The following is a 19,665-nucleotide window of genomic DNA, read 5'->3' on the forward strand; positions in this document are numbered from 1 at the left end:
TGTTAACCAAAAAGGTCGTTCATGGTCGCCCGCTCACATACCGTCGCTTTCCAAGGGGTCGAGGCCCGCCCGGTCGAGGTGCAATGCGCCGTCTCACCGGGCCTGCCCGCCTTTTCCATCGTCGGCCTGCCCGACAAAGCCGTGTCCGAGGCCCGCGACCGCGTGCGCAGCGCGCTCAGTTCCATGGCCATCGCGCTGCCGTCCAAACGCATCACCATCAACCTCTCGCCCGCCGACCTGCCGAAAGAGGGCAGCCATTTCGACCTGCCCATCGCCGTAGCACTTCTATCGGCGCTGGAAATCATCCCGCCCGACGCCGCCGAAGGCGCGGTGTCGCTGGGTGAGTTGTCGCTGGACGGATCGCTGGTTCCCGTCGTCGGCGCTCTGCCCGCCGCCATGACCGCCGCCGCCGAAGACCGAACGCTGCTTTGCCCCAAAGCCTCTAGCGCCGAGGCCGCTTGGGTCGACGCCACGCAGGTCATAGGGGCCGGATCGTTGGGGGATGTGGTGCGACATTTCTCAGGCCAGGCCCCCTTGTCCGCCGCTCAACCCGGCGAGGTCAGCCTTGCGCCCAGCGCCCGGGACTTGCGCGATGTGAAAGGGCAGGAACGGGCCAAGCGCGCGCTAGAGATCGCCGCCGCCGGGCGGCACCACCTGATCATGATCGGCACGCCGGGGTCGGGGAAATCCATGCTGGCCGCACGTTTGCCGGGTATCCTGCCGCCGCTGACCCCGACCGAGGCGCTGGAAACTTCGATGATCCAATCGCTGTGCGGCTTGCTGGACGAAGGGGGCATCAGCCGTACCCGTCCGTTTCGGGAACCGCACCACACCGCGTCGATGGCTGCGATCGTTGGTGGTGGAAAGGGCGCGAAACCGGGGGAAATATCCTTGGCTCACAACGGTGTGCTGTTCATGGACGAATTCCCAGAGTTTCCGCGCACGGTTCTGGAAACCCTGCGCCAACCGATTGAGACGGGCGAGGTCATAGTGGCCCGCGCCAATGCCCATGTGAAATATCCCTGCCGCTTCATGCTGGTGGCCGCCGCCAACCCCTGCAAATGCGGCTACCTGACCGACCCCGCCCGCGCCTGTTCCCGCGCGCCGGTCTGTGGCGAAGACTATCTCGGCCGCATTTCGGGCCCGCTGATGGACAGGTTCGATCTGCGCCTCGAAGTGCCGCCAGTCGGCTTTACCGACCTTGATCTGCCCCCATCTGGCGACAGCTCTGCCACTGTTGCCACGCGCGTGGAACAGGCACGCGCTGTTCAGGCGAAGCGGTTTGAGGGCACATCGACCCATCAGAACGCGGATGTGGAAGGTGCTGTGCTGGAAGAAATCGCAGCGCCCGACGCCGAAGGCAAAGAGTTGCTGCTGAAAGCCGCCGAACGTTTCGGCCTGTCCGCGCGCGCCTTTCACCGTATTTTGCGGGTGGCGCGCACGATTGCCGATCTGGACGCGGCGCCGGATGTAAGACGGCCCCATGTGGCAGAGGCGCTGAGCTTTCGCGTCAGCGCGCAGGCCGCGTCTTAGACCTTGGCCTCAATCGCCTGCCAGATTTTTTCGGCGATGTTCACGCCGTCAAATCGCTCCAGTTCCTGAATGCCGGTGGGCGAGGTCACGTTGATTTCGGTCAGGTAATCTCCGATCACGTCGATCCCGACGAAAATCTGACCTTTTTCCCTGAGCAAGGGGCCGATGGCGGCGCAAATTTCAAGATCGCGCTCGGACAGACCGATCTTTTCGGGACGCCCGCCGACATGCATGTTGGACCGGGTTTCGCCTGCCGCCGGGACACGGTTAATCGCGCCAACCGGCTCTCCGTCCACCAGAATGACGCGCTTGTCGCCATTGCTGACGTCAGGCAGAAATTTCTGCACGATCAGCGGCTCACGCGAGAACCCCGTGAACAGCTCATGCAGCGAGGTCAGGTTGCGGTCATTCGCATCCAACCGGAACACGCCCGCACCACCATTGCCATAAAGCGGCTTGAGGATGATATCGCCGTGCTTTTCCTTGAACGCCTTGATGGTTTGCAAGTCGCGCGCGATGGTTGTGGGCGGGGTCAGGTCCGGGAAATCCAGCACCAGCAGTTTCTCGGGATAGTTCCGCACCCAAAACGGATCATTGACCACCGATGTCTGCCCTTTGAGTCGATCCAGCAAATGCGTCGAGGTGATGTAGTGCATGTCGAACGGCGGGTCCTGCCGTAGCCAGACAACGTCGAACTCGGCCAGATCAACCTCACGCTCGGGCCCCAGTTCAGCCGGGTTGCCGGCAACGCGCTGCACCGTCATGTCCTGACCACGCGCCGTTATACGACCTTCCTGATAGGCCAGTTGGTCCGGCCCGTAGAAAAACAGGGAATGGCCGCGCTTTTGCGCCTCTTCCGCAAGGCGGAATGAACTGTCGGCATTGATATCCACGGCCCCGATCGGGTCCATCTGAAAGGCGATTTTCATGGCGTGTCCCTCAGTTTCACGCCAGATACATGGCCCAGCGCGCCCAAGGGTTCAATGGGTGTCAGTCCTGACCAAAGGCGTTTTCGATGATTTGAACAGCGCCCGAGGCATCCACAAGCGCCGCATCAAACCGAACATTGGTGAGTTGCCCACCCGGTTCATTCTCCAGAAATTGCGCGGCAGAGGCGCAAATGCGGCTCATCTGTCGGCGATTGATCCGAGCGGCCGCCATTTCAAAGCTTTGGCTTTTCTTGACCTCGACGAAAACCAGCCCTTCGGCATCTCTGGCGATCAGGTCAACTTCACCGCCCGCGCCACGCCAACGACGATGCAGGATGGTGAACCCCCGACGCGCGTAATCCGCCGCCACCTGCGATTCCGCTGCCTGCCCTGCGTGATAAGACACCGAGCTTTGAACGGATCGTCTGGACATCTCATCCCTTTCCCAGCTTAAATGCCTTCTGGTAGATCGGTCGGCGTGGCAACTTGTACATTTCAGATACAAGATCAGCAGCATCGCGCACCGAATGCGTCTCCAAGGCACGTTTCAATGCCTCTTCTACGTCAGATTCGTTAACAGATTCCGAATGGCTGCGATCCACCAGCAGAACAATTTCACCTTTGACGGTTTGCCCCGCGATCTCGGCCGAAAGCGCGCTTAACGTGCCGCGCCGAACCTCTTCGAACTTCTTGGTTAGTTCGCGGCACATTGCGGCCTGCCTGTCCCCCCCTAGAACATCGGCAAGATCCGTCAGACACGCAGCGACACGTTTGGGCGATTCGTAGAACACGAGCGTTCCGGGCACATCCCTCAATGCTTCGATACGCGTTCGCCGCGCACCCGACGCATTCGGCAGGAACCCGGCGAAAAAGAACGCATCTGTCGGCAAGCCTGCAAGGGTCAGGGCCATCAACGCGGCCGAAGGCCCCGGTGCGCAGGTCACCATATGACCGGCCTCAGCCGCCTGTTTTCCCAGATCATACCCCGGATCGGCGATCAGCGGCATCCCGGCCTCGGACGCATAAACCACCGACTGACCATCCTGCAGAGCGTCCAGTATCTTGCCCCGGGCACCTGCGCCACTGTGATCGTGATAGGCCAGTATGCGACGCCCGTCCAAGGGAACGCCGTGGATCTCCATCAGCCGTCGCAGGCTGCGCGTGTCCTCGGCCGCGATCATGTCAGCCGAAGCCAGCAGGTCCAACGCCCTGAGCGTAATATCGCGCGCCGTTCCGATCGGAGTGGCAACAAAATACAGGCCCGCGCCCAATCTGACTTTTTGGTGATTCAAAGCTGGACCCTCACAGCGTGACGTTTATTATCGCGGCCTAACAGACTTGCGGTACTCCAAGCCGCCGGGACAGGGAGTTTTCATTTAGATGTTTATCGTTTGCAAGCCCGTTCGCAAACTGGCGAAAACCGCCGTCGTATTGGCAACTGCCGCATTTCTGGCCGCCTGTGAAGCAGGTAACCTGGGCGGCGGGCCATCAATCAATACATCCGCGCCTGTTCCCGTTGCCCTTCTGGTGCCCGCAGGGTCGCCACAATCCGGTGACGCAGCGCTGGCACGCAGCCTTGAAAACGCCGCGCGCCTTGCAATGGCCGACCTGCAAAACGTGACCATTGATCTGCGGGTCTACGACACTCAAGGCAGTTCCAACACCGCCGCCGAGGTCGCGCAACGCGCCGTGGCGGACGGGGCGAAAATCATCCTTGGCCCCGTTTACGCGCAGGCGGCAAATTCTGCCGGGCTTGCAGTCTTGAACAATAACGTCAACGTGCTGTCTTTCTCGAACAACACCAGCATCGCGGGCGGGAATGTCTTTGTCCTGGGTCCGACATTCCAGAATACGGCCAATCGCCTGGTAAATTACGCTGGGTCGCAGGGAAAAACCGGGGCCGTGATCGTCCACAGCAATGACGCTGCGGGTCAGCTTGGTCAGTCTGCGATCGCCAACGCGCTCAGCAGCAGCCGGTTGAACAACGCCGGAACGGTCGCCTATGACCGCTCGCAGCAAGGCGTCATCAACTCTGTGCCCACGATCAAGGCTACGGTCGATGCGTCCGGTGCGGATTCCCTGTTCCTGACAGCAACCACTGCGGGCGCATTGCCGCTGTATTCGCAATTGCTGCCCGAAGCGGGTGTTTCTCCTGCAACGACGCAGTTTATTGGCCTGACGCGGTGGGATATCCCGGCTCAAACGCTCGAACTGCCGGGTGTGCAAGGGGGCTGGTTTGCCCTGCCCGATCCGTCCAAGGCGCAAGCCTATCGCCAGCGTTACAACAACACCTATGGCGAAGCGCCGCATCCGATCAGCGGGTTGGCCTATGACGGCATCGCGGCCATCGCTGCTTTGGTCAGCCAGGGTAAATCGGATGCGCTGACGGCGTCGGCGCTGACACAAAATGCCGGATTCCAAGGGGTTGGCGGAATTTTCCGCCTGCGCTCGGACGGTACGAACGAACGCGGTCTGGCTGTCGCCACGATCCAGAATAAACAGGTAGTAGTGATTGACTCCGCCCCACAAAGCTTCTCTGGCGCTGGCTTCTGATCGGCCCGCGCTGACCCTTGTTCCGCGCGGCGAACTGATATGCCCGGCCGATGACATTTTCGACAGTGCCACTGTTTTGGCGCAGCTGTCGGAAGCCTTCGAAAAGACAACGGATAACGCCGCACGGCGCAATGAAACCGTGCGGATATTGCGTGACGCCCAAAAAGCCGGGCGTCAGGCCATTGCCGATGCATTTGCCAAACGACCTTTCGATGCACGCCCGCTGACCCATTCCTACACCTACCTGACCGATGGGCTGGTCTGTACGGCCATGCAGGTGGCCAGTCTGGACCTGCACCCACTGGCCACTCCGACGCAGGGTGAAAAAATCGCTGTTCTGGCGGTGGGCGGATATGGGCGCGGGGAAATGGCGCCTGCCTCCGACGTCGATCTTCTGTTCCTGACCCCCTACAAGATTACCGCCTGGGCCGAGAGCGTGATCGAGTCCATGCTCTACATCCTGTGGGATTTGCGTCTCAAGGTCGGACATTCTTCGCGCACCATCAAAGACTGCCTGCGGCTTGGCGGCGATGATTTTACCATTCGTACCGCGATGCTGGAACAGCGTTATCTGGCGGGGGACGCAACACTTGCCAACGACCTGAAGAAACGACTGCGCGACGACCTGTTCAAAGGCAGCGAGCGCGCCTTCATCGAGGCGAAGCTGCAGGAACGTGACGAGCGGCACAAAAAGCAGGGCCAGCGCTATATGGTCGAGCCCAACGTCAAAGAAGGCAAGGGCGGGCTTCGGGATCTTCAGTCTCTGTATTGGATCGCAAAGTACATCTATGGCGTACAGGACGTGGCCGAACTGGTGCCCCTTGGCCTGTTCACGCCGGACGAGTTCGCCACCTTCGTTCAGGCCGAGGATTTTCTTTGGGCGGTTCGTTCGCACCTGCATCTGGTGACGGGCCGCGCCACGGAACAACTGACTTTCGATCTTCAGGTCGAAGTGGCCGATCGCATGGGCTACGAGGACCGGGCCGGACGCCGCGGCGTCGAAGTGTTTATGCAGCGCTATTTCCGCGAGGCCACGAAAGTCGGGGAACTTACGCGAATTTTCCTGACCAAACTGGAAGCGAGCCATATGAAGGGCGCGGCTTTGCTCGAACGCATTCTGCGCCGCCGTCCTAGGGTCAAACCCGGTTTTCGCGTCGTTCATGGTCGTCTGGATGTTGCTGACCCGGATCAGTTCCTCACCGACAAGCTGAACCTGCTGCGCCTCTTCGAAGAGGGATTGCGCACCGGAATGCTGATCCATCCCGACGCGATGCGACTGGTTACCGCCAACTTGCATCTGATCGACGAAGACATGCGCGAGAACAAGGAAGCGCAGCGTATTTTCCTTGATCTGATGCTGAAGCACGGCAACCCTGAACGGGCCCTGCGCCGGATGAACGAGTTGGGGGTTCTGTCTGCGTTCCTGCCGGAATTCGAACACATCGTCGCGATGATGCAGTTCAACATGTATCACAGCTATACGGTGGACGAGCACACCATCCAGTGCATCGTCAACCTTGCCCAGATCGAACGCGGTGAGTTGGTGGAATCCCTGCCCTTGGCCTCGTCAATCCTGAAAGAGGGCGTCAATCGCAAGGTCCTGTATGTGGCGCTGCTGCTGCATGACATTGCCAAGGGGCGGCCCGAAGATCATTCCATCCTGGGGGCCCAGATTGCCCGCAAGGTCGCGCCCCGTCTGGGGCTGAACAAGAAGGATGCGGAAACCGTCGAATGGCTGGTGCGGTATCACCTGCTGATGTCGGATATGGCGCAGAAACGCGACATCTCGGACCCGCGCACGGTGCGGGACTTTGCCAAGGCAGTGAAAACGGTCAAGCGGCTCGACCTGCTGACAGTGCTGACAGTCTGCGATATCCGCGGTGTCGGGCCGGATACCTGGAACAACTGGAAGGCAACCCTGCTGCGCGCCCTGCATGCCGAAACAAAACGTGCCCTTGAGACAGGGATGGAAGACCTCAACCGTGCCAATCGCGGGGCCGGTGCCAAGAAAGCGTTGCGCGCAAAACTGGCCGGATGGTCCAAGGGTGATCTCAAGACCGAAACCGCCCGGCACTATGACCCCTATTGGCAAGGTCTGCACCTTTCAACGCATGTCGAGTTCGCCGAGATGCTGCGGGACCTTGATCGCAGCAGGGATTCAGGCGCGATGGAAATTCGCCTGCACCCGGACGAGGACCGCGACGCAACGCGCGCCTGTTTTGCCATGGGCGACCATCCCGGCATCTTTGCGCGTATCGCTGGAGCTCTGGCCTTGGTCGGTGCAAACGTGGTGGATGCGCGCAGCTATACCACCAAGGACGGATATGTGACCGACGCCTTCTGGATTCAGGATGCCGATGGGCACCCGTTCGAGTCCGGTCGGTTGCCACGCCTGACGCAGATGATCCACAAGACGCTCAAAGGTGAAGTGGTCGCGCGGGACGCCCTGAAAACCCGCGACAAGATCAAGAAGCGTGAGCGCGCGTTCAACGTGCCCACCCATATCATCTTCGACAATGACGGGTCCGAGATTTACACCATCATCGAGGTTGATACCCGCGACCGCCCCGGCTTGCTGTATGATCTGGCGCGTACACTGGCCGCAGCCAATGTTTATGTGGCAAACGCCGTGATCGCGACCTATGGCGAACAGGTGGTTGATACCTTCTATGTCAAAGACATGTTCGGGCTGAAATACCACTCGGAAGGCAAGCAGCGCACGCTGGAGGCCAAGCTGCGCAAAGCCATCACCGAGGGCGCCGAGCGCGCGGCCTCATGAAGCAGATCCGGCTGTTTTCGGGCCTGTTCACGGTCGGGTTCTGGACTCTGGCCAGCCGGATATTGGGGTTCCTGCGTGAAATTTTACTCACGGCCTATATCGGGCCGGGACCCGTGATGGACGCGTTTGTCGCCGCCTTTCGACTGCCAAACATGTTCCGCCGTTTCTTTGCCGAGGGTGCGTTCAACGCGGCGTTTGTGCCGATGTTCTCGAAACGACTGGAAGGCGAGGAAGACGCACAAGGCTTTGCGCAGGATGCCTTCAACCTTCTGGCCGCAGCGGTGTTGGCATTGGTCGGGCTCGCCATGGTTTTCATGCCTGCTCTGGTCTGGGTCACGGCCGAGGGGTTTTATGGTGACGAGCGGTTCGACCTGGCGGTCGACTATGGCTATGTCCTGTTCCCGTATATCCTGTTCATGTCGCTGGCCGCGTTGTTTTCGGGCGTTCTGAACGCCACAGGCCGGTTTGCGGCTGCGGCGGCCGCGCCGGTGCTTCTTAATGTCTTTGCCTGTACCGCTCTGATCGCCGGGGCCATGTCCGGTGGGGAGGTGATCCGCTGGCTGATCGCCGTAATCCCGCTGGCCGGTATCGCGCAACTTGCGTTGGTCTGGGTCGCGACCGAGCGCGCCGGGGTCCGCATCCGCCCCGGCCTGCCCAAGCTCAGCCCGGAAATGCGGCGCATGGTGCGCATCGCCGTTCCCGCAGCGCTCGCCATGGGGGTGACGCAGGTCAATCTTGTGGTCGGCCAGCTTGTGGCGTCCAAGACCGAAAAGGCCGTTAGTTGGCTGTTTGCAGCCGATCGCCTGTACCAACTGCCCTTGGGTGTCGTCGGTATCGCTGTTGGCATTGTCCTTCTGCCTGACTTGTCCCGACGGCTACGCGCCGACGACAAGGACGGCGCGCGCAACGCGTTTTCGCGCGCGGGAGAGTTCACGCTGCTGCTGACGATCCCTTCGACAGTAGCCTTCGTGATCATTCCGAATCCGTTGGTCTCGGTCCTGTTCGAACGCGGCCAATTCAGCGCCGAAGACACGGCGGCAACTGCGCTTGCAGTTGCGATTTACGGAATTGGCTTGCCCGCCTTCATGCTACAAAAGCTGCTGCAACCCTTGTTCTTTGCACGCGAGGATACCCGGTCACCCTTTCACTATGCTGTGGTCGCCATGATCATCAACGCTGGGCTGGCCTTTGGGCTGTATCCGGTGGTGGGATGGATTGCGCCTGCGATCGCAGCCTCAGCCGCAGGCTGGGCCATGGTTGGGTTGCTGATCATCGGGGCACGGCGCATGGGGGAAGAAGCCCGGTTTGACGACCGTTTCAAACATCGCGCGTGGCGCATCATGGCGGCGTCTGCCGGGATGGGGGTTGTTCTTTTCGCCGCCATTCACCTGTTCGGCTGGGCGTTCCACGTACCCGGCTGGCGGTATCTTGCATTGATGCTGCTGATCTTGGTGGCCGCCGTCACATACTTCCTTCTTGGCCACCTGATGGGCGCCTTCAAGGTGTCCGAGTTCAAGACGGCTCTGCGCCGATCGTGATCAATCCCGCCGGATGCGGCCCACGATCCGGGCCCAGCCGCCCGGAGCCAGAAAGAACGACAGGCCAAAACCGGTGACAAACCCACCCAGATCAGCGACCCAATCCAATGTCCCGCCGAAAAGAAGACCAAACAGCAACTGAATGCCCATCAACACCGCAATCAGGCTGAAAGCGCGCGACTGGTTCTCTCCGACCAGTGACAGCTTTCGCCACAAAATCCACGTGAACGCACCGATCAGGCCGTAGACCGGAGGGAAACCTCCGACCAGCGGATATTGCGGATCAAGCGGCACAGCATAGATCAGCGCGCCACCTATGCCAGACAGCACAAAGATCACCAGCATCTGCACGCTGCCAAACACTTCGGCCACCATCTTTCCCATGGCCAGCACAAAGACACAGACAAACACGGCCTGCGTGAAATTGGCCGACACGAACGGATAGGTCACAAACCGGATCAAATGCTCGAACGGCCACCGGCCATTCTCAACCATCCAGTCAAAGATGTCCGGCGAAAACGAATAGTGCTGTAGCGCGTCCAGTCGCCAACCAACAGCAGACGGCCCTCCGACCAGCCCGCGCGAGCCAAGCGTAAAGATCAGCTCGATCCCGAAGATGAACAGAACCAACGCCACCACAACGGGCGGCAGAGGGTTCACGGCAGGTGTATAATGCTCACTGCTCATTGGGCTGGCCTTTCGCGGCTGTTGACGTCCCTTGGCCTCATGGGTAAGCGACGGGGGCTGATTTTTCCAGACGGGAGTTCCCTTCGATGACCGACACCCAGTTCACACCGCGCGTGTTTTCCGGCATCCAGCCGTCGGGGAACCTGCACCTTGGCAACTACCTGGGTGCGCTCAAGCGGTTCGTGGATATGCAGGGCGACGATTTTGAGACCATCTATTGCATGGTCGATCTGCACGCGATCACCGTCTGGCAGGACCCCGCCCGCCTGCGCGAAAAGACCCGCGAGGTCTGCGCCGGTTTCATCGCCGCTGGTCTGGACCCGGAAAAATCCATCCTGTTCAATCAAAGCCAAGTGCCCGAGCACACGCAACTGGCCTGGATTTTCAACTGTATCGCCCGGATGGGCTGGATGCAGCGGATGACGCAGTTCAAGGATAAGGCCGGCAAGAATGCTCAGAATGCCTCACTGGGTCTGTTTGCTTATCCGGCGCTGATGGCCGCGGACATCCTGACCTACCACGCGACGCATGTGCCGGTGGGTGAGGATCAGAAACAGCATCTGGAACTGACCCGCGACATCGCCATCAAGTTCAACCATGACTATGGCGTAGAGTTCTTCCCTGTCACCGAACCCGTCATCGGCGGCCCTGCCCCACGCGTGATGAACCTGCGGGACGGGTTGCGCAAGATGTCGTCCTCGGACCCGTCGGACATGACGCGGATCAACATGACCGATGACGCTGACGCCATTGCCAAGAAGATCCGCAAGGCCAAGACCGACCCGGATGCCCTGCCCTCGGAAGTTGACGGCCTGTCTGACCGTCCCGAGGCGCGCAATCTGGTGAATATATACGCCGCGCTCAGCGATCAGACCGCCGAGCAGGTTCTGACTGAGGTTGGCGGCAAACAGTTTGGCGAGTTCAAACCCATGCTGGCGGAACTGGCCGTATCGAAGCTGGCCCCAATCTCGTCCGAAATGGCGCGTCTGATGGGGGAAGAGGCCGAGATTGATCGCATTCTGGCCAATGGTGCCGAAAAAGCACGTGCGATTGCGGCCCCGATCCTGCAACAGACCTACGACATCGTGGGCATGGTCGGCGCAAAACAGGGCTGATTGCGCTGGACGTTGCCGTTACGTCTTCCTAGGTTTGCGCAAAGCTTAGGAGGGCGTCATGGCAGTCGGCAAAAACATCCGCACCTATTTTGAAGGTCAATGGCATGACGGGGACGCGCCGATCATGCGCGCGGCTGATCATGGTGCGTGGCTGGGATCGTCCGTCTTTGACGGCGCGCGGTATTTCGATGGGCTGGCCCCCGACCTAAAGGCCCATTGCGCCCGCGTGAACCGCTCAGCCGAGGCGCTGATGCTGACGCCGACGGTTACCACAGATCAGATGGTCGAAATCGTGCGCGAGGGTCTTGAAAGCTATGCGCCCGACTCTGCCGTCTATATCCGCCCGATGTATTGGGGCATCGACGGGGACGCGACCGCGATTGTGCCGCAGGAAAACAGCACCGGCTTTGCCATCTGTCTGGAAGAAATTCCGATGGCGCCCGAGACGGCCTCGGCCACGCTGGGATACACGCGCTTCCGCCGCCCGGTTCTGGAATCGGCAGTGGTAAACGCCAAGGCGGGCTGCCTTTACCCCAACAATGCGCGGATGCTGCAAGAGGTCCGGTCCAAGGGTTTTGCAAATGCTCTGGTGGCTGACGCGCTTGGGCATGTGGCCGAAACCGCCACTGCCAATATCTTCATGGTTCGTGACGGCGAGGTCTTCACCCCCACCCCCAACGGCACTTTCCTTGCCGGGATCACGCGCGCGCGCCACATCGAAAACCTGCGCGCTGATGGCGTGACCGTGCACGAATCCGTCCTGACCTTTGATGATTTCCATAAGGCTGACGAAGTCTTCATGACCGGCAACATGAGCAAGATCACCCCGGTCACAGCATTGGAGGACACGCAATATCAGGTCGGGCCCATCGCCCAGCGTGCGCGCGAGCTCTATTGGGATTGGGCGGCCAGCACGCGATAGCCATCGGTTGCCAGCGCGCATCAGGTCGGGCATGATCGCCCGAAATGAATGAGGACCCCCATGCGTAAGTTCCTGGTCGTACTGGATGACAGCCGCGAATGCCTGAACGCTATGCGGTTTGCCGCGATGCGCGCGGCCCATACGGGCGGTGGCGTGACGATCCTGTCGGTTATTCCCCCAGACGAGTTCAACCACTGGATCGGCGTGGCCGAGGTAATGCGCGAGGAAGCCCGTGAACGCATCCACGCCCATTACGAGGTTTTCGCCAAGTGGATGCGCGACAAACAGGGCGTCGACCCCGAACTGGCCATTCGCGAGGGCGATCCTGTGCCGCAGATCATCGAACATGTGCAATCCGATCCCGAAATCGGGGTGCTGGTGCTGGGTGCCGGGGTCGAAAAGAAAGGTCCCGGGCCGTTGGTAACCCAACTCACCAAGAATTCGGGCAGCCTGCCCATCCCGATCACGATTGTTCCCGGTGATCTGAGCAAGGAAAAGCTGGAAGAAATCACCTAAGGCCCGATCATGCCGCGCAGCATTCAGTTCTGGTTCGAATACGCTTCGACTTATTCTTACCTCAGCGCGATGCGTGTCGAAGACATTGCAGCGGACCATGGGGTTACCGTCGAATGGCAGCCTTTTCTGCTGGGGCCGATTTTCGCGGCACAGGGATGGGACAATTCTCCGTTCAACCTGTATCCGGCCAAAGGTCGTTACATGTGGCGTGACATGGAACGACTGACGGCGCAGCGAAACTTGCCCTTCCAGAGACCCGATCCGTTTCCGCAGAACGGTCTGAAGGCGGCGCGGCTGACGCTGGCCATCGAAGATCATGGACAAAGGGCCGCGTTCAGCCGCGCAGTTTATTCGGCAGAGTTTGCAAACGGGCAAGACATCGCGGACGACACTGTTCTGCTTGCATGCCTTGCAGAGGCTGGATTGGCGCAGGATCTGCTCGCCAAAACGCAGGACCCTTCGGTCAAGGCCGCGCTGGTGACACAGACAAAAACGGCGCAGGATAATGGGCTGTTTGGCGCTCCCAGCTTTCTAGTGGGTGGCGAACTGTTTTGGGGAGATGATCGGCTGGAGGACGCGATAAAACTGGCGGCAACAATTTAGAACGGTTCCAAATCTTGACTTCCCGCGCGCGGACCCGCATATCAGAGACAACTGAAACGGAGCCGCGCCATGTTCATCCAGACCGAATCCACGCCGAACCCTGCAACGCTGAAATTCCTGCCCGGTCAGACCGTGCTGGAGGCTGGCACCGCAGATTTTCCAACAGCGGAAGCGGCAGAAAAATCGCCTCTGGCGAGCCGTATCTTTACGGTAGATGGCGTAACCGGCGTTTTCTTTGGCAATGATTTCGTGACTGTCACCAAATCGGATGACGTCCAGTGGGATCATATCAAACCGGCCATTCTCGGCGCGGTCATGCAGCACTATCAATCCGGTCAGCCGGTCATGGCGTCGGACGCGACCACAGCTTCTGGCCATGCGGAACACACCGGCGAAGATGCCGAAGTCGTAAATCAGATCAAAGACCTTCTGGACAGCCGCGTTCGCCCTGCCGTGGCGCAGGACGGCGGCGACATTACCTTCCATGGCTTTGACCGGGGCGTGGTCTATTTGCACATGCAAGGGGCCTGCGCGGGCTGCCCGTCCTCGACCCTGACGTTGAAAATGGGGATCGAGAACCTTCTGCGCCACTACATCCCCGAAGTGACCGAGGTTCGCCCCGTTGCCGTCTGACCCGATCATTCTGGCTTTCGATACATCGGCCGCGCATTGCGCGGCCGCTTTGTTGCAGGGCAACCATATTGTCGTGTCAAAGGTCGAAGCCATGACCCGTGGTCAGGCCGAACGCCTCATGCCCTTGCTGGAAGAGGTACTTGCAGAAGTCGGGCGCTCATGGAGCGATCTGTCTGCGATTGGGGTCGGGATAGGACCGGGCAATTTCACTGGTATTCGTATTTCGGTTTCCGCTGCGCGAGGGCTGGCCCTTGGTCTTGGCGTTCCCGCCGTTGGCGTGTCGGGGTTTGAAGCCCTATCCGCAGATTTTCAGGACAGAATTCCAGCGATCCGCGCACCGCGCGAGCAAGTGTATGTTTCAACCCGGGAAGCCGGTCCAGTGTTGCAGTCACTGGAATACGCAGAATCACTCGGGCCGCTGGTTTTCAATGATGACCCGGATCAGCAGGTCTGGGCCATCGCGCGCATCGCGGCACAACGGTGGCGCACCGTGACTGAACCCCCGGCACCTCTGTACATAAGGCCAGCCGATGCCGCCCCTTCAAGGGACGTGCCACCGGTATTGCTGGACGAATGACGCCGGAAGAGTTGGCCGAAACACACGCGGCGGCCTTCACGCAATCCCGCCCTTGGAGTGCTGCTGAATTTGCCGACCTTCTGTCAAACAGGTTCACGCATGTTGTTGGAAACGCAAGATCATTCGCATTGTTTCAGGTGATCGCGGATGAGGCGGAATTGATCACCATTGCAACGCATCCCACGCTGCAACGTCAGGGGCTGGCAAAACTGCGCATGGCCGAATGGCAGTCCAAAGCCAAAAAATTAGGCGCGTCCCGGGCATTTCTGGAAGTGGCCAGGAACAACATTCCTGCGATCGCATTATACGAACAGATCGGCTACCGCCCCTGCGGGGTGCGCAAAGGGTATTACCAGCAGGAAAACAAAGGAAAAATTGACGCCGTTGTCATGGAAATCGCCCTGACCTGACCTCGGGCTACAAATTTTTTCGACCAGATGGTCAAAAATCTATTGACCACGGCTGTTGCAAACGGCCTTAATTCCCGCCATCACAAGAGTTATGCTCGCTCATAGTGGGTAAACGGGGCTAATTTGGCCCCGACCGACAATAACCAACGGGAGTATGAAATGAGCCTGATGAAATCCTTGATGGGCGCTGCCGCCGCTGTCGCGCTGACGGCGGGTGCTGCAATGGCTGAACCTGCCTTGATCTTCGATCTGGGTGGCAAGTTCGACAAATCGTTCAACGAAGCCGCCCATAATGGCGCGCAGCGTTGGGCCAACAAGACCGGCGGCACGTACCGCGAGATCGAGCTTCAGTCCGAAGCACAGCGTGAACAAGCATTGCGCCGCTTTGCCGAAGCGGGTGCGAACCCGATCATCACCATGGGCTTTGCGATGGCCGATCCGCTTTCTGCGGTTGCAGGCGACTATCCGGACACCAAGTTCGTTGCTGTTGATGTGAACTGGCTGGATGCACCGAATATTCGTCAGGTCAGCTTTGCCGAGCACGAGGGCTCTTATCTGGTTGGCATGATGGCGGCCATGGCGTCTGAATCCGGCACCGTTGGTTTCATCGGTGGCATGGATATCCCGCTGATCCGTCACTTTGGCTGTGGCTATGCGCAAGGTGCCAAAGCTGTGAACCCTGATATCGAAGTGGTTGCAAACATGACCGGCACCACCCCGGCCGCATGGAATGACCCGGTGAAGGGCTCGGAACTGACCAAGGCGCAGATCAGCCAAGGCGCTGACGTGATCTACGCGGCCGCAGGCGGTACCGGCGTCGGCGTTCTGCAAACCGCCGCCGATGAAGGTATCCTGTCGATCGGCGTGGACAGCAACCAGAACCACCTGCACCCGGGCAAAGTTCTGACTTCGATGCTGAAACGTGTGGACGTTGCGGTTTATGACGCGATGACCGCAGGCGAAAACGTCGAAACCGGCGTGTTCACCATGGGCCTTGCCGAAGAAGGTGTTGGTGTTGCCATGGACGATAACAACAAGGAACTGGTCTCGGCGCAGATGGCGGATGCTGTCGAAGCCGCGCGCAAGGGCATCATTGATGGCGACATCAATGTGGTTGCGTATTACGAGAACGACAGCTGCCCGGCACTGCAGTTCTGATATCGCGCGAGGCGGGGGCTGGCCTCCGCCTCGCACCCACTTTGCCGCGTTGTGCATCGCGGCCCTTCGGCAACCCAAGGACAAGACATGACCGTCCCCGCCATTGAGCTCAAAGGGATTTCCAAAGCCTTTGGGCCGGTTCAGGCCAATAAAGACATCTCGATCAGCGTTGCCCCCGGTACGATCCACGGGATCATCGGAGAAAACGGTGCGGGCAAATCCACACTGATGAGCATCCTCTACGGCTTTTACAAAGCCGATAAGGGCGAAATCTGGATCAACGGAAACAAGACCGACATCCCGGATAGTCAGGCAGCGATCGCAGCCGGCATCGGGATGGTGTTCCAGCATTTCAAGCTGGTCGAAAACTTCACCGTTCTGGAAAACATCGTTCTGGGGGCCGAGGATGGCGGGCTGTTGGCCCCGTCACTGTCAAAGGCGCGCAAGGAATTGAAAGCGCTGGAAGAAGAGTATGAGCTGTTCGTGGACCCTGACAAACGCATCGACGAGATTGGTGTGGGCATGCAGCAGCGTGTGGAAATCCTCAAGGCCCTGTATCGCCGGGCCGAAATTCTGATCCTTGATGAGCCGACCGGCGTGCTGACGCCTGCCGAAGCCGATCAGTTGTTCCGCATCCTTGACCGCCTGCGCGCCGAGGGTAAGACCATTATCCTGATCACCCACAAGCTGCGCGAGATCATGGAAGCAACCGACACCGTGTCGGTGATGCGGCGCGGTCAGATGACGGCGACTGTCAATACGGCCGAGACGAACCCACAGGAACTGGCCGAGCTGATGGTGGGCCGCAAGGTCCTGTTGCAGGTCGACAAGGTGCCCGCACAGCCGGGCAAGCCCATTCTGGAAATCGAAAACCTGCGGGTCGTCGATGAGGCCGGCGTCGAACGCGTTAAAGGCATTGATCTGACCGTGCGCGCAGGCGAGATCGTCGGGATTGCGGGTGTCGCCGGAAATGGTCAGTCAGAGTTGTTGGAAGTGCTGGGCGGGATGCGCCCCGGCCTTGGTTCGATCAAGCTGAATGGCTCTCCGCTGGCGCTGAGCGGCGCTGGATCGGACGGGCAGGCCCGGCGCGCGCAACATATCGCACATGTGCCCGAGGACCGTCAGCGCGAAGGTTTGATCATGGACTTCCACGCGTGGGAAAACGTGGCTTTCGGCTATCACCGGGACCCGGCGTATAAGCGCGGCATTTTCATGGACAACGCTGCCCTGCGCGCAGATACCGAGCGTAAGATCGAAAAATTTGACGTCCGCCCGCCGGATGGCTGGCTGGCCGCCAAGAATTTCTCTGGTGGGAACCAGCAAAAGATCGTCGTCGCGCGCGAGATTGAGCGGAACCCCGACCTGTTGCTGGTTGGTCAGCCCACGCGCGGTGTGGACATCGGCGCGATCGAGTTCATTCACAAACAGATCGTTGCCCTGCGCGATCAGGGAAAGGCAATCCTGCTGGTTTCGGTCGAACTGGAAGAGATCTTCTCGCTGTCCGACCGGATCGCGGTGATGTTCGACGGACATATCATGGGAGAGCGCCTGCCCCATGAAACGGACGAAAAAGAGCTGGGCCTGCTGATGGCCGGTGTTGCGGGAGAGGCCGCGTAATATGGATAAAATGCCCAAATGGGCCGACGTCATTCTGATCCCGCTGATCAGTCTGATACTGGCCGCAATCCTGTCGGCGCTGGTCATCCTCGCCATCGGAGAAAACCCTCTCGAGGCTGTGAACCTGATGGTTACCGGCGCGCTGGGATCCACCTATGGCTGGGGCTACACCCTGTATTACGCCACCAACTTCATGTTCACCGGTTTGGCCGTTGCCGTCGCCTTTCACGCGCGGATGTTCAACATCGGGGGCGAGGGGCAAGCCATGCTGGGCGGCTTGGGTGTCGCCATGGTCTGTCTATATATTGACTGGCCACATTGGAGCATTGCGTTGCTGGCGGCCTGTGTCGGCTCGGCGCTGTTTGGCGCGATGTGGGCTGCAATTCCGGCCTATTTGCAGGCAAAGCGCGGCAGCCATATCGTGATCACCACGATCATGTTCAACTTCATCGCCGCTGCGTTTCTGAACTATATGCTGGTCAACGTGATGCGTCCGCAGGGCTCGCAAGACCCCGCGACCGCGCGCTTTCCGGAAACCGTGCATCTGCCGACCTTCCAGTCGATGTTCTCGACCGCCGAGAATGCCCTGTTCCGCGGCGCGCCTGCGAATATCTCGTTCTTTGTGGCTTTGATCGCCTGTGTCGTGGTCTGGGCGCTGATCTGGCGTACAAGGCTGGGGTACGAAATCCGCGCCTACGGCCATTCCGAAACCGGTGCTGTCTATGCCGGGATTTCACCCGTGCGGATCACCATCATCGCGATGCTGATTTCGGGCGCGCTGGCTGGGATGATGGCCATCAACAACGTAATGGGCGAAGCCGAACGGTTGGTTCTAAACTCGACCGAAGGCGCTGGCTTTATCGGCATCGCTGTGGCCCTGATGGGTCGGTCACACCCGTTTGGTGTTTTCCTGGCCGCGATCCTGTTCGGTTTTCTGTATCAGGGCGGCGCTGAACTGGCCCTGTGGACCTCGATCCCGCGTGAGCTGATTGTCGTCATTCAGGCCCTTGTGATCCTGTTCACCGGAGCATTGGACAACATGGTTCGGATGCCGCTTGAAAAGCTGTTCCTCAGCCTGCGGAAAGGAGCACAGTGATGGAGTTCTTCGTAACGCTCATCCAGGTCCTTGATTCCACCATCCGACTGGCGACGCCGCTGCTGCTGGCGTGTCTGGCAGGGCTCTATTCCGAACGGGCGGGTATTTTTGACATCGGTCTGGAAGGCAAGATGCTGATGGCGGCCTTCTTCTCGGCTGCGGTGGCTGCTGTAACCGGCTCGGTCTGGCTGGGCCTTCTGGCGGGGATCGGGGCATCGCTGATCCTGTCGGCGCTGCATGGCGTGGCCTCAATCACGTTCCGGGGCAATCAGCTTATTTCGGGGGTCGCCATCAACTTTCTGGCGTCGGGACTGACTGTGCTGATCGCCCAAAGCTGGTTTCAACAGGGCGGCCGCACCCCGTCGCTGTTCGGCGGCGGCCGTTTTGAGCCGATCAATTTCCCCTTCGCAAACGCCCTGAGCGGCGTTCCCATAATCGGGCCTATCTATTCCGAACTGCTGTCGGGGCACTCCATTCTGGTTTACGTGGCCTTCCTGATGGTCCCCGCGACATGGTGGATTCTGTATCGCACCCGGTTTGGCCTGCGCCTGCGTGCTGTTGGTGAAAACCCTGCGGCGGTGGATACGGCCGGAGTTTCCGTTGTTGGCCTTCGTTTCGCGGCCGTGGCCATCTGCGGTGTATTGTGTGGCATAGCCGGAGCGTATCTGGCCACCGCCCTGCAAGCCGGGTTCGTCAAAGAGATGACGGCCGGGCGCGGCTTCATTGCACTGGCTGCGTTGATCTTTGCGAAATGGCGCCCCTGGCACGCGATGTGGGCCTGCCTGTTGTTCGGCCTGCTGCAAGCCGTCGCGCTGCGGTTCCAGAATATCGACCTTGGCGGTGTTGTCATTCCGGTACAGGTCATGGACGCCCTGCCCTACATCCTGACCGTGGTCATTCTGGCCGGGTTCGTGGGCAAAGCAATCCCGCCGCGCGCCGGTGGCGAACCTTATGTGAAAGAGCGCTGATAAGTCCAGATATGGACATGTTTCAGTCCTG

Annotated in this window: 19 protein-coding genes; 15 read left to right on the top strand and 4 right to left on the bottom strand. The window is 59.9% G+C overall.

Translation table 11 applies throughout. The annotated features are described in order from the left end of the window. The first annotated feature begins 21 nt into the window (after nt 1–21). Nucleotides 22–1,533, top strand: coding sequence for a YifB family Mg chelatase-like AAA ATPase (locus ACR0MS_RS11655; protein WP_480573143.1), 1,512 nt, complete (start codon nt 22–24; stop codon nt 1,531–1,533). On the opposite strand, the gene gshB is transcribed toward ACR0MS_RS11655, so the two are convergent. The 3 genes from gshB to rsmI form a co-directional block, all read right to left on the bottom strand. Then, complete coding sequence (gshB, locus tag ACR0MS_RS11660; protein ID WP_480573140.1) at nt 1,530–2,462, bottom strand: glutathione synthase; 933 nt, start codon at nt 2,460–2,462, stop codon at nt 1,530–1,532. The genes ACR0MS_RS11655 and gshB overlap by 4 nt on opposite strands. A 61-nt stretch (nt 2,463–2,523) precedes the next feature. After that, a complete protein-coding gene (locus ACR0MS_RS11665; RefSeq protein WP_480573137.1) occupies nt 2,524–2,895 on the bottom strand; it encodes a YraN family protein in 372 nt (123 codons plus the stop codon). Between the two features lies 1 nt (nt 2,896). Beyond that, a complete protein-coding gene (rsmI, locus tag ACR0MS_RS11670) occupies nt 2,897–3,754 on the bottom strand; it encodes a 16S rRNA (cytidine(1402)-2'-O)-methyltransferase (RefSeq protein ID WP_480573134.1) in 858 nt (285 codons plus the stop codon). Nucleotides 3,755–3,842: 88 nt separating this feature from the next. Here rsmI and ACR0MS_RS11675 point away from each other — a divergent pair, with 88 nt between their 5' ends. From ACR0MS_RS11675 to murJ, 3 genes are read left to right on the top strand one after another with little or no spacing between them, the layout of a single operon-like run. Continuing rightward, nucleotides 3,843–5,015: a penicillin-binding protein activator gene (locus tag ACR0MS_RS11675; RefSeq protein WP_480573131.1), complete on the top strand. Its 1,173-nt coding sequence runs from the start codon at nt 3,843–3,845 to the stop codon at nt 5,013–5,015. Continuing rightward, nucleotides 4,975–7,794 carry a [protein-PII] uridylyltransferase gene (locus tag ACR0MS_RS11680; protein WP_480573128.1) on the top strand — a complete coding sequence of 940 codons (2,820 nt, stop codon included), beginning with the start codon at nt 4,975–4,977 and terminating at the stop codon, nt 7,792–7,794. Before ACR0MS_RS11675 ends, ACR0MS_RS11680 begins: the two co-directional genes overlap by 41 nt. Further along, nucleotides 7,791–9,332, top strand: coding sequence for a murein biosynthesis integral membrane protein MurJ (murJ, locus tag ACR0MS_RS11685; protein ID WP_480573125.1), 1,542 nt, complete (start codon nt 7,791–7,793; stop codon nt 9,330–9,332). The genes ACR0MS_RS11680 and murJ overlap by 4 nt, the downstream gene beginning before the upstream one ends. Here the strand turns inward: murJ and ACR0MS_RS11690 are convergent, their stop codons facing one another. Further along, entirely contained in the window at nt 9,333–10,019 is a 687-nt protein-coding gene (locus tag ACR0MS_RS11690) for a rhomboid family intramembrane serine protease (protein WP_480573122.1), read from the bottom strand. Between the two features lie 86 nt (nt 10,020–10,105). Between ACR0MS_RS11690 and trpS the strand changes: the two genes are divergently transcribed. The 11 genes from trpS to ACR0MS_RS11745 all read left to right on the top strand — a co-directional run bounded on the left by trpS (nt 10,106) and on the right by ACR0MS_RS11745 (nt 19,634). Then, nucleotides 10,106–11,134, top strand: coding sequence for a tryptophan--tRNA ligase (gene trpS, locus ACR0MS_RS11695; protein WP_480573119.1), 1,029 nt, complete (start codon nt 10,106–10,108; stop codon nt 11,132–11,134). Between the two features lie 58 nt (nt 11,135–11,192). After that, nucleotides 11,193–12,056, top strand: a complete 864-nt coding sequence (locus ACR0MS_RS11700) for a branched-chain amino acid aminotransferase (protein WP_480573116.1) — start codon at nt 11,193–11,195, stop codon at nt 12,054–12,056. A 60-nt stretch (nt 12,057–12,116) separates the two neighbouring features. Next, nucleotides 12,117–12,572, top strand: coding sequence for a universal stress protein (locus ACR0MS_RS11705; protein ID WP_209195306.1), 456 nt, complete (start codon nt 12,117–12,119; stop codon nt 12,570–12,572). A 9-nt stretch (nt 12,573–12,581) separates the two neighbouring features. Further along, nucleotides 12,582–13,175, top strand: coding sequence for a DsbA family protein (locus ACR0MS_RS11710; RefSeq protein ID WP_480573112.1), 594 nt, complete (start codon nt 12,582–12,584; stop codon nt 13,173–13,175). A 69-nt stretch (nt 13,176–13,244) separates the two neighbouring features. Continuing rightward, a complete protein-coding gene (locus tag ACR0MS_RS11715) occupies nt 13,245–13,808 on the top strand; it encodes a NifU family protein (protein ID WP_480573109.1) in 564 nt (187 codons plus the stop codon). Next, nucleotides 13,798–14,385, top strand: coding sequence for a tRNA (adenosine(37)-N6)-threonylcarbamoyltransferase complex dimerization subunit type 1 TsaB (gene tsaB / locus ACR0MS_RS11720; RefSeq protein WP_480573106.1), 588 nt, complete (start codon nt 13,798–13,800; stop codon nt 14,383–14,385). The genes ACR0MS_RS11715 and tsaB overlap by 11 nt, the downstream gene beginning before the upstream one ends. Then, the gene (locus tag ACR0MS_RS11725; protein WP_480573103.1) at nt 14,382–14,795 is read left to right on the top strand and encodes a GNAT family N-acetyltransferase; all 414 of its coding nucleotides are present in this window, start codon (nt 14,382–14,384) and stop codon (nt 14,793–14,795) included. Before tsaB ends, ACR0MS_RS11725 begins: the two co-directional genes overlap by 4 nt. A gap of 159 nt (nt 14,796–14,954) precedes the next feature. Next, a complete protein-coding gene (locus ACR0MS_RS11730; protein ID WP_480573100.1) occupies nt 14,955–15,953 on the top strand; it encodes a BMP family lipoprotein in 999 nt (332 codons plus the stop codon). Between the two features lie 87 nt (nt 15,954–16,040). After that, complete coding sequence (locus tag ACR0MS_RS11735; protein ID WP_480573097.1) at nt 16,041–17,570, top strand: ABC transporter ATP-binding protein; 1,530 nt, start codon at nt 16,041–16,043, stop codon at nt 17,568–17,570. A gap of 1 nt (nt 17,571) precedes the next feature. Then, nucleotides 17,572–18,666 carry an ABC transporter permease gene (locus tag ACR0MS_RS11740; RefSeq protein ID WP_480573094.1) on the top strand — a complete coding sequence of 365 codons (1,095 nt, stop codon included), beginning with the start codon at nt 17,572–17,574 and terminating at the stop codon, nt 18,664–18,666. After that, a complete protein-coding gene (locus ACR0MS_RS11745; RefSeq protein ID WP_480573092.1) occupies nt 18,666–19,634 on the top strand; it encodes an ABC transporter permease in 969 nt (322 codons plus the stop codon). The genes ACR0MS_RS11740 and ACR0MS_RS11745 overlap by 1 nt, the downstream gene beginning before the upstream one ends. The last annotated feature ends 31 nt before the right edge of the window (nt 19,635–19,665 follow it).

Source organism: Ruegeria sp. CJ2 (assembly GCF_056536745.1).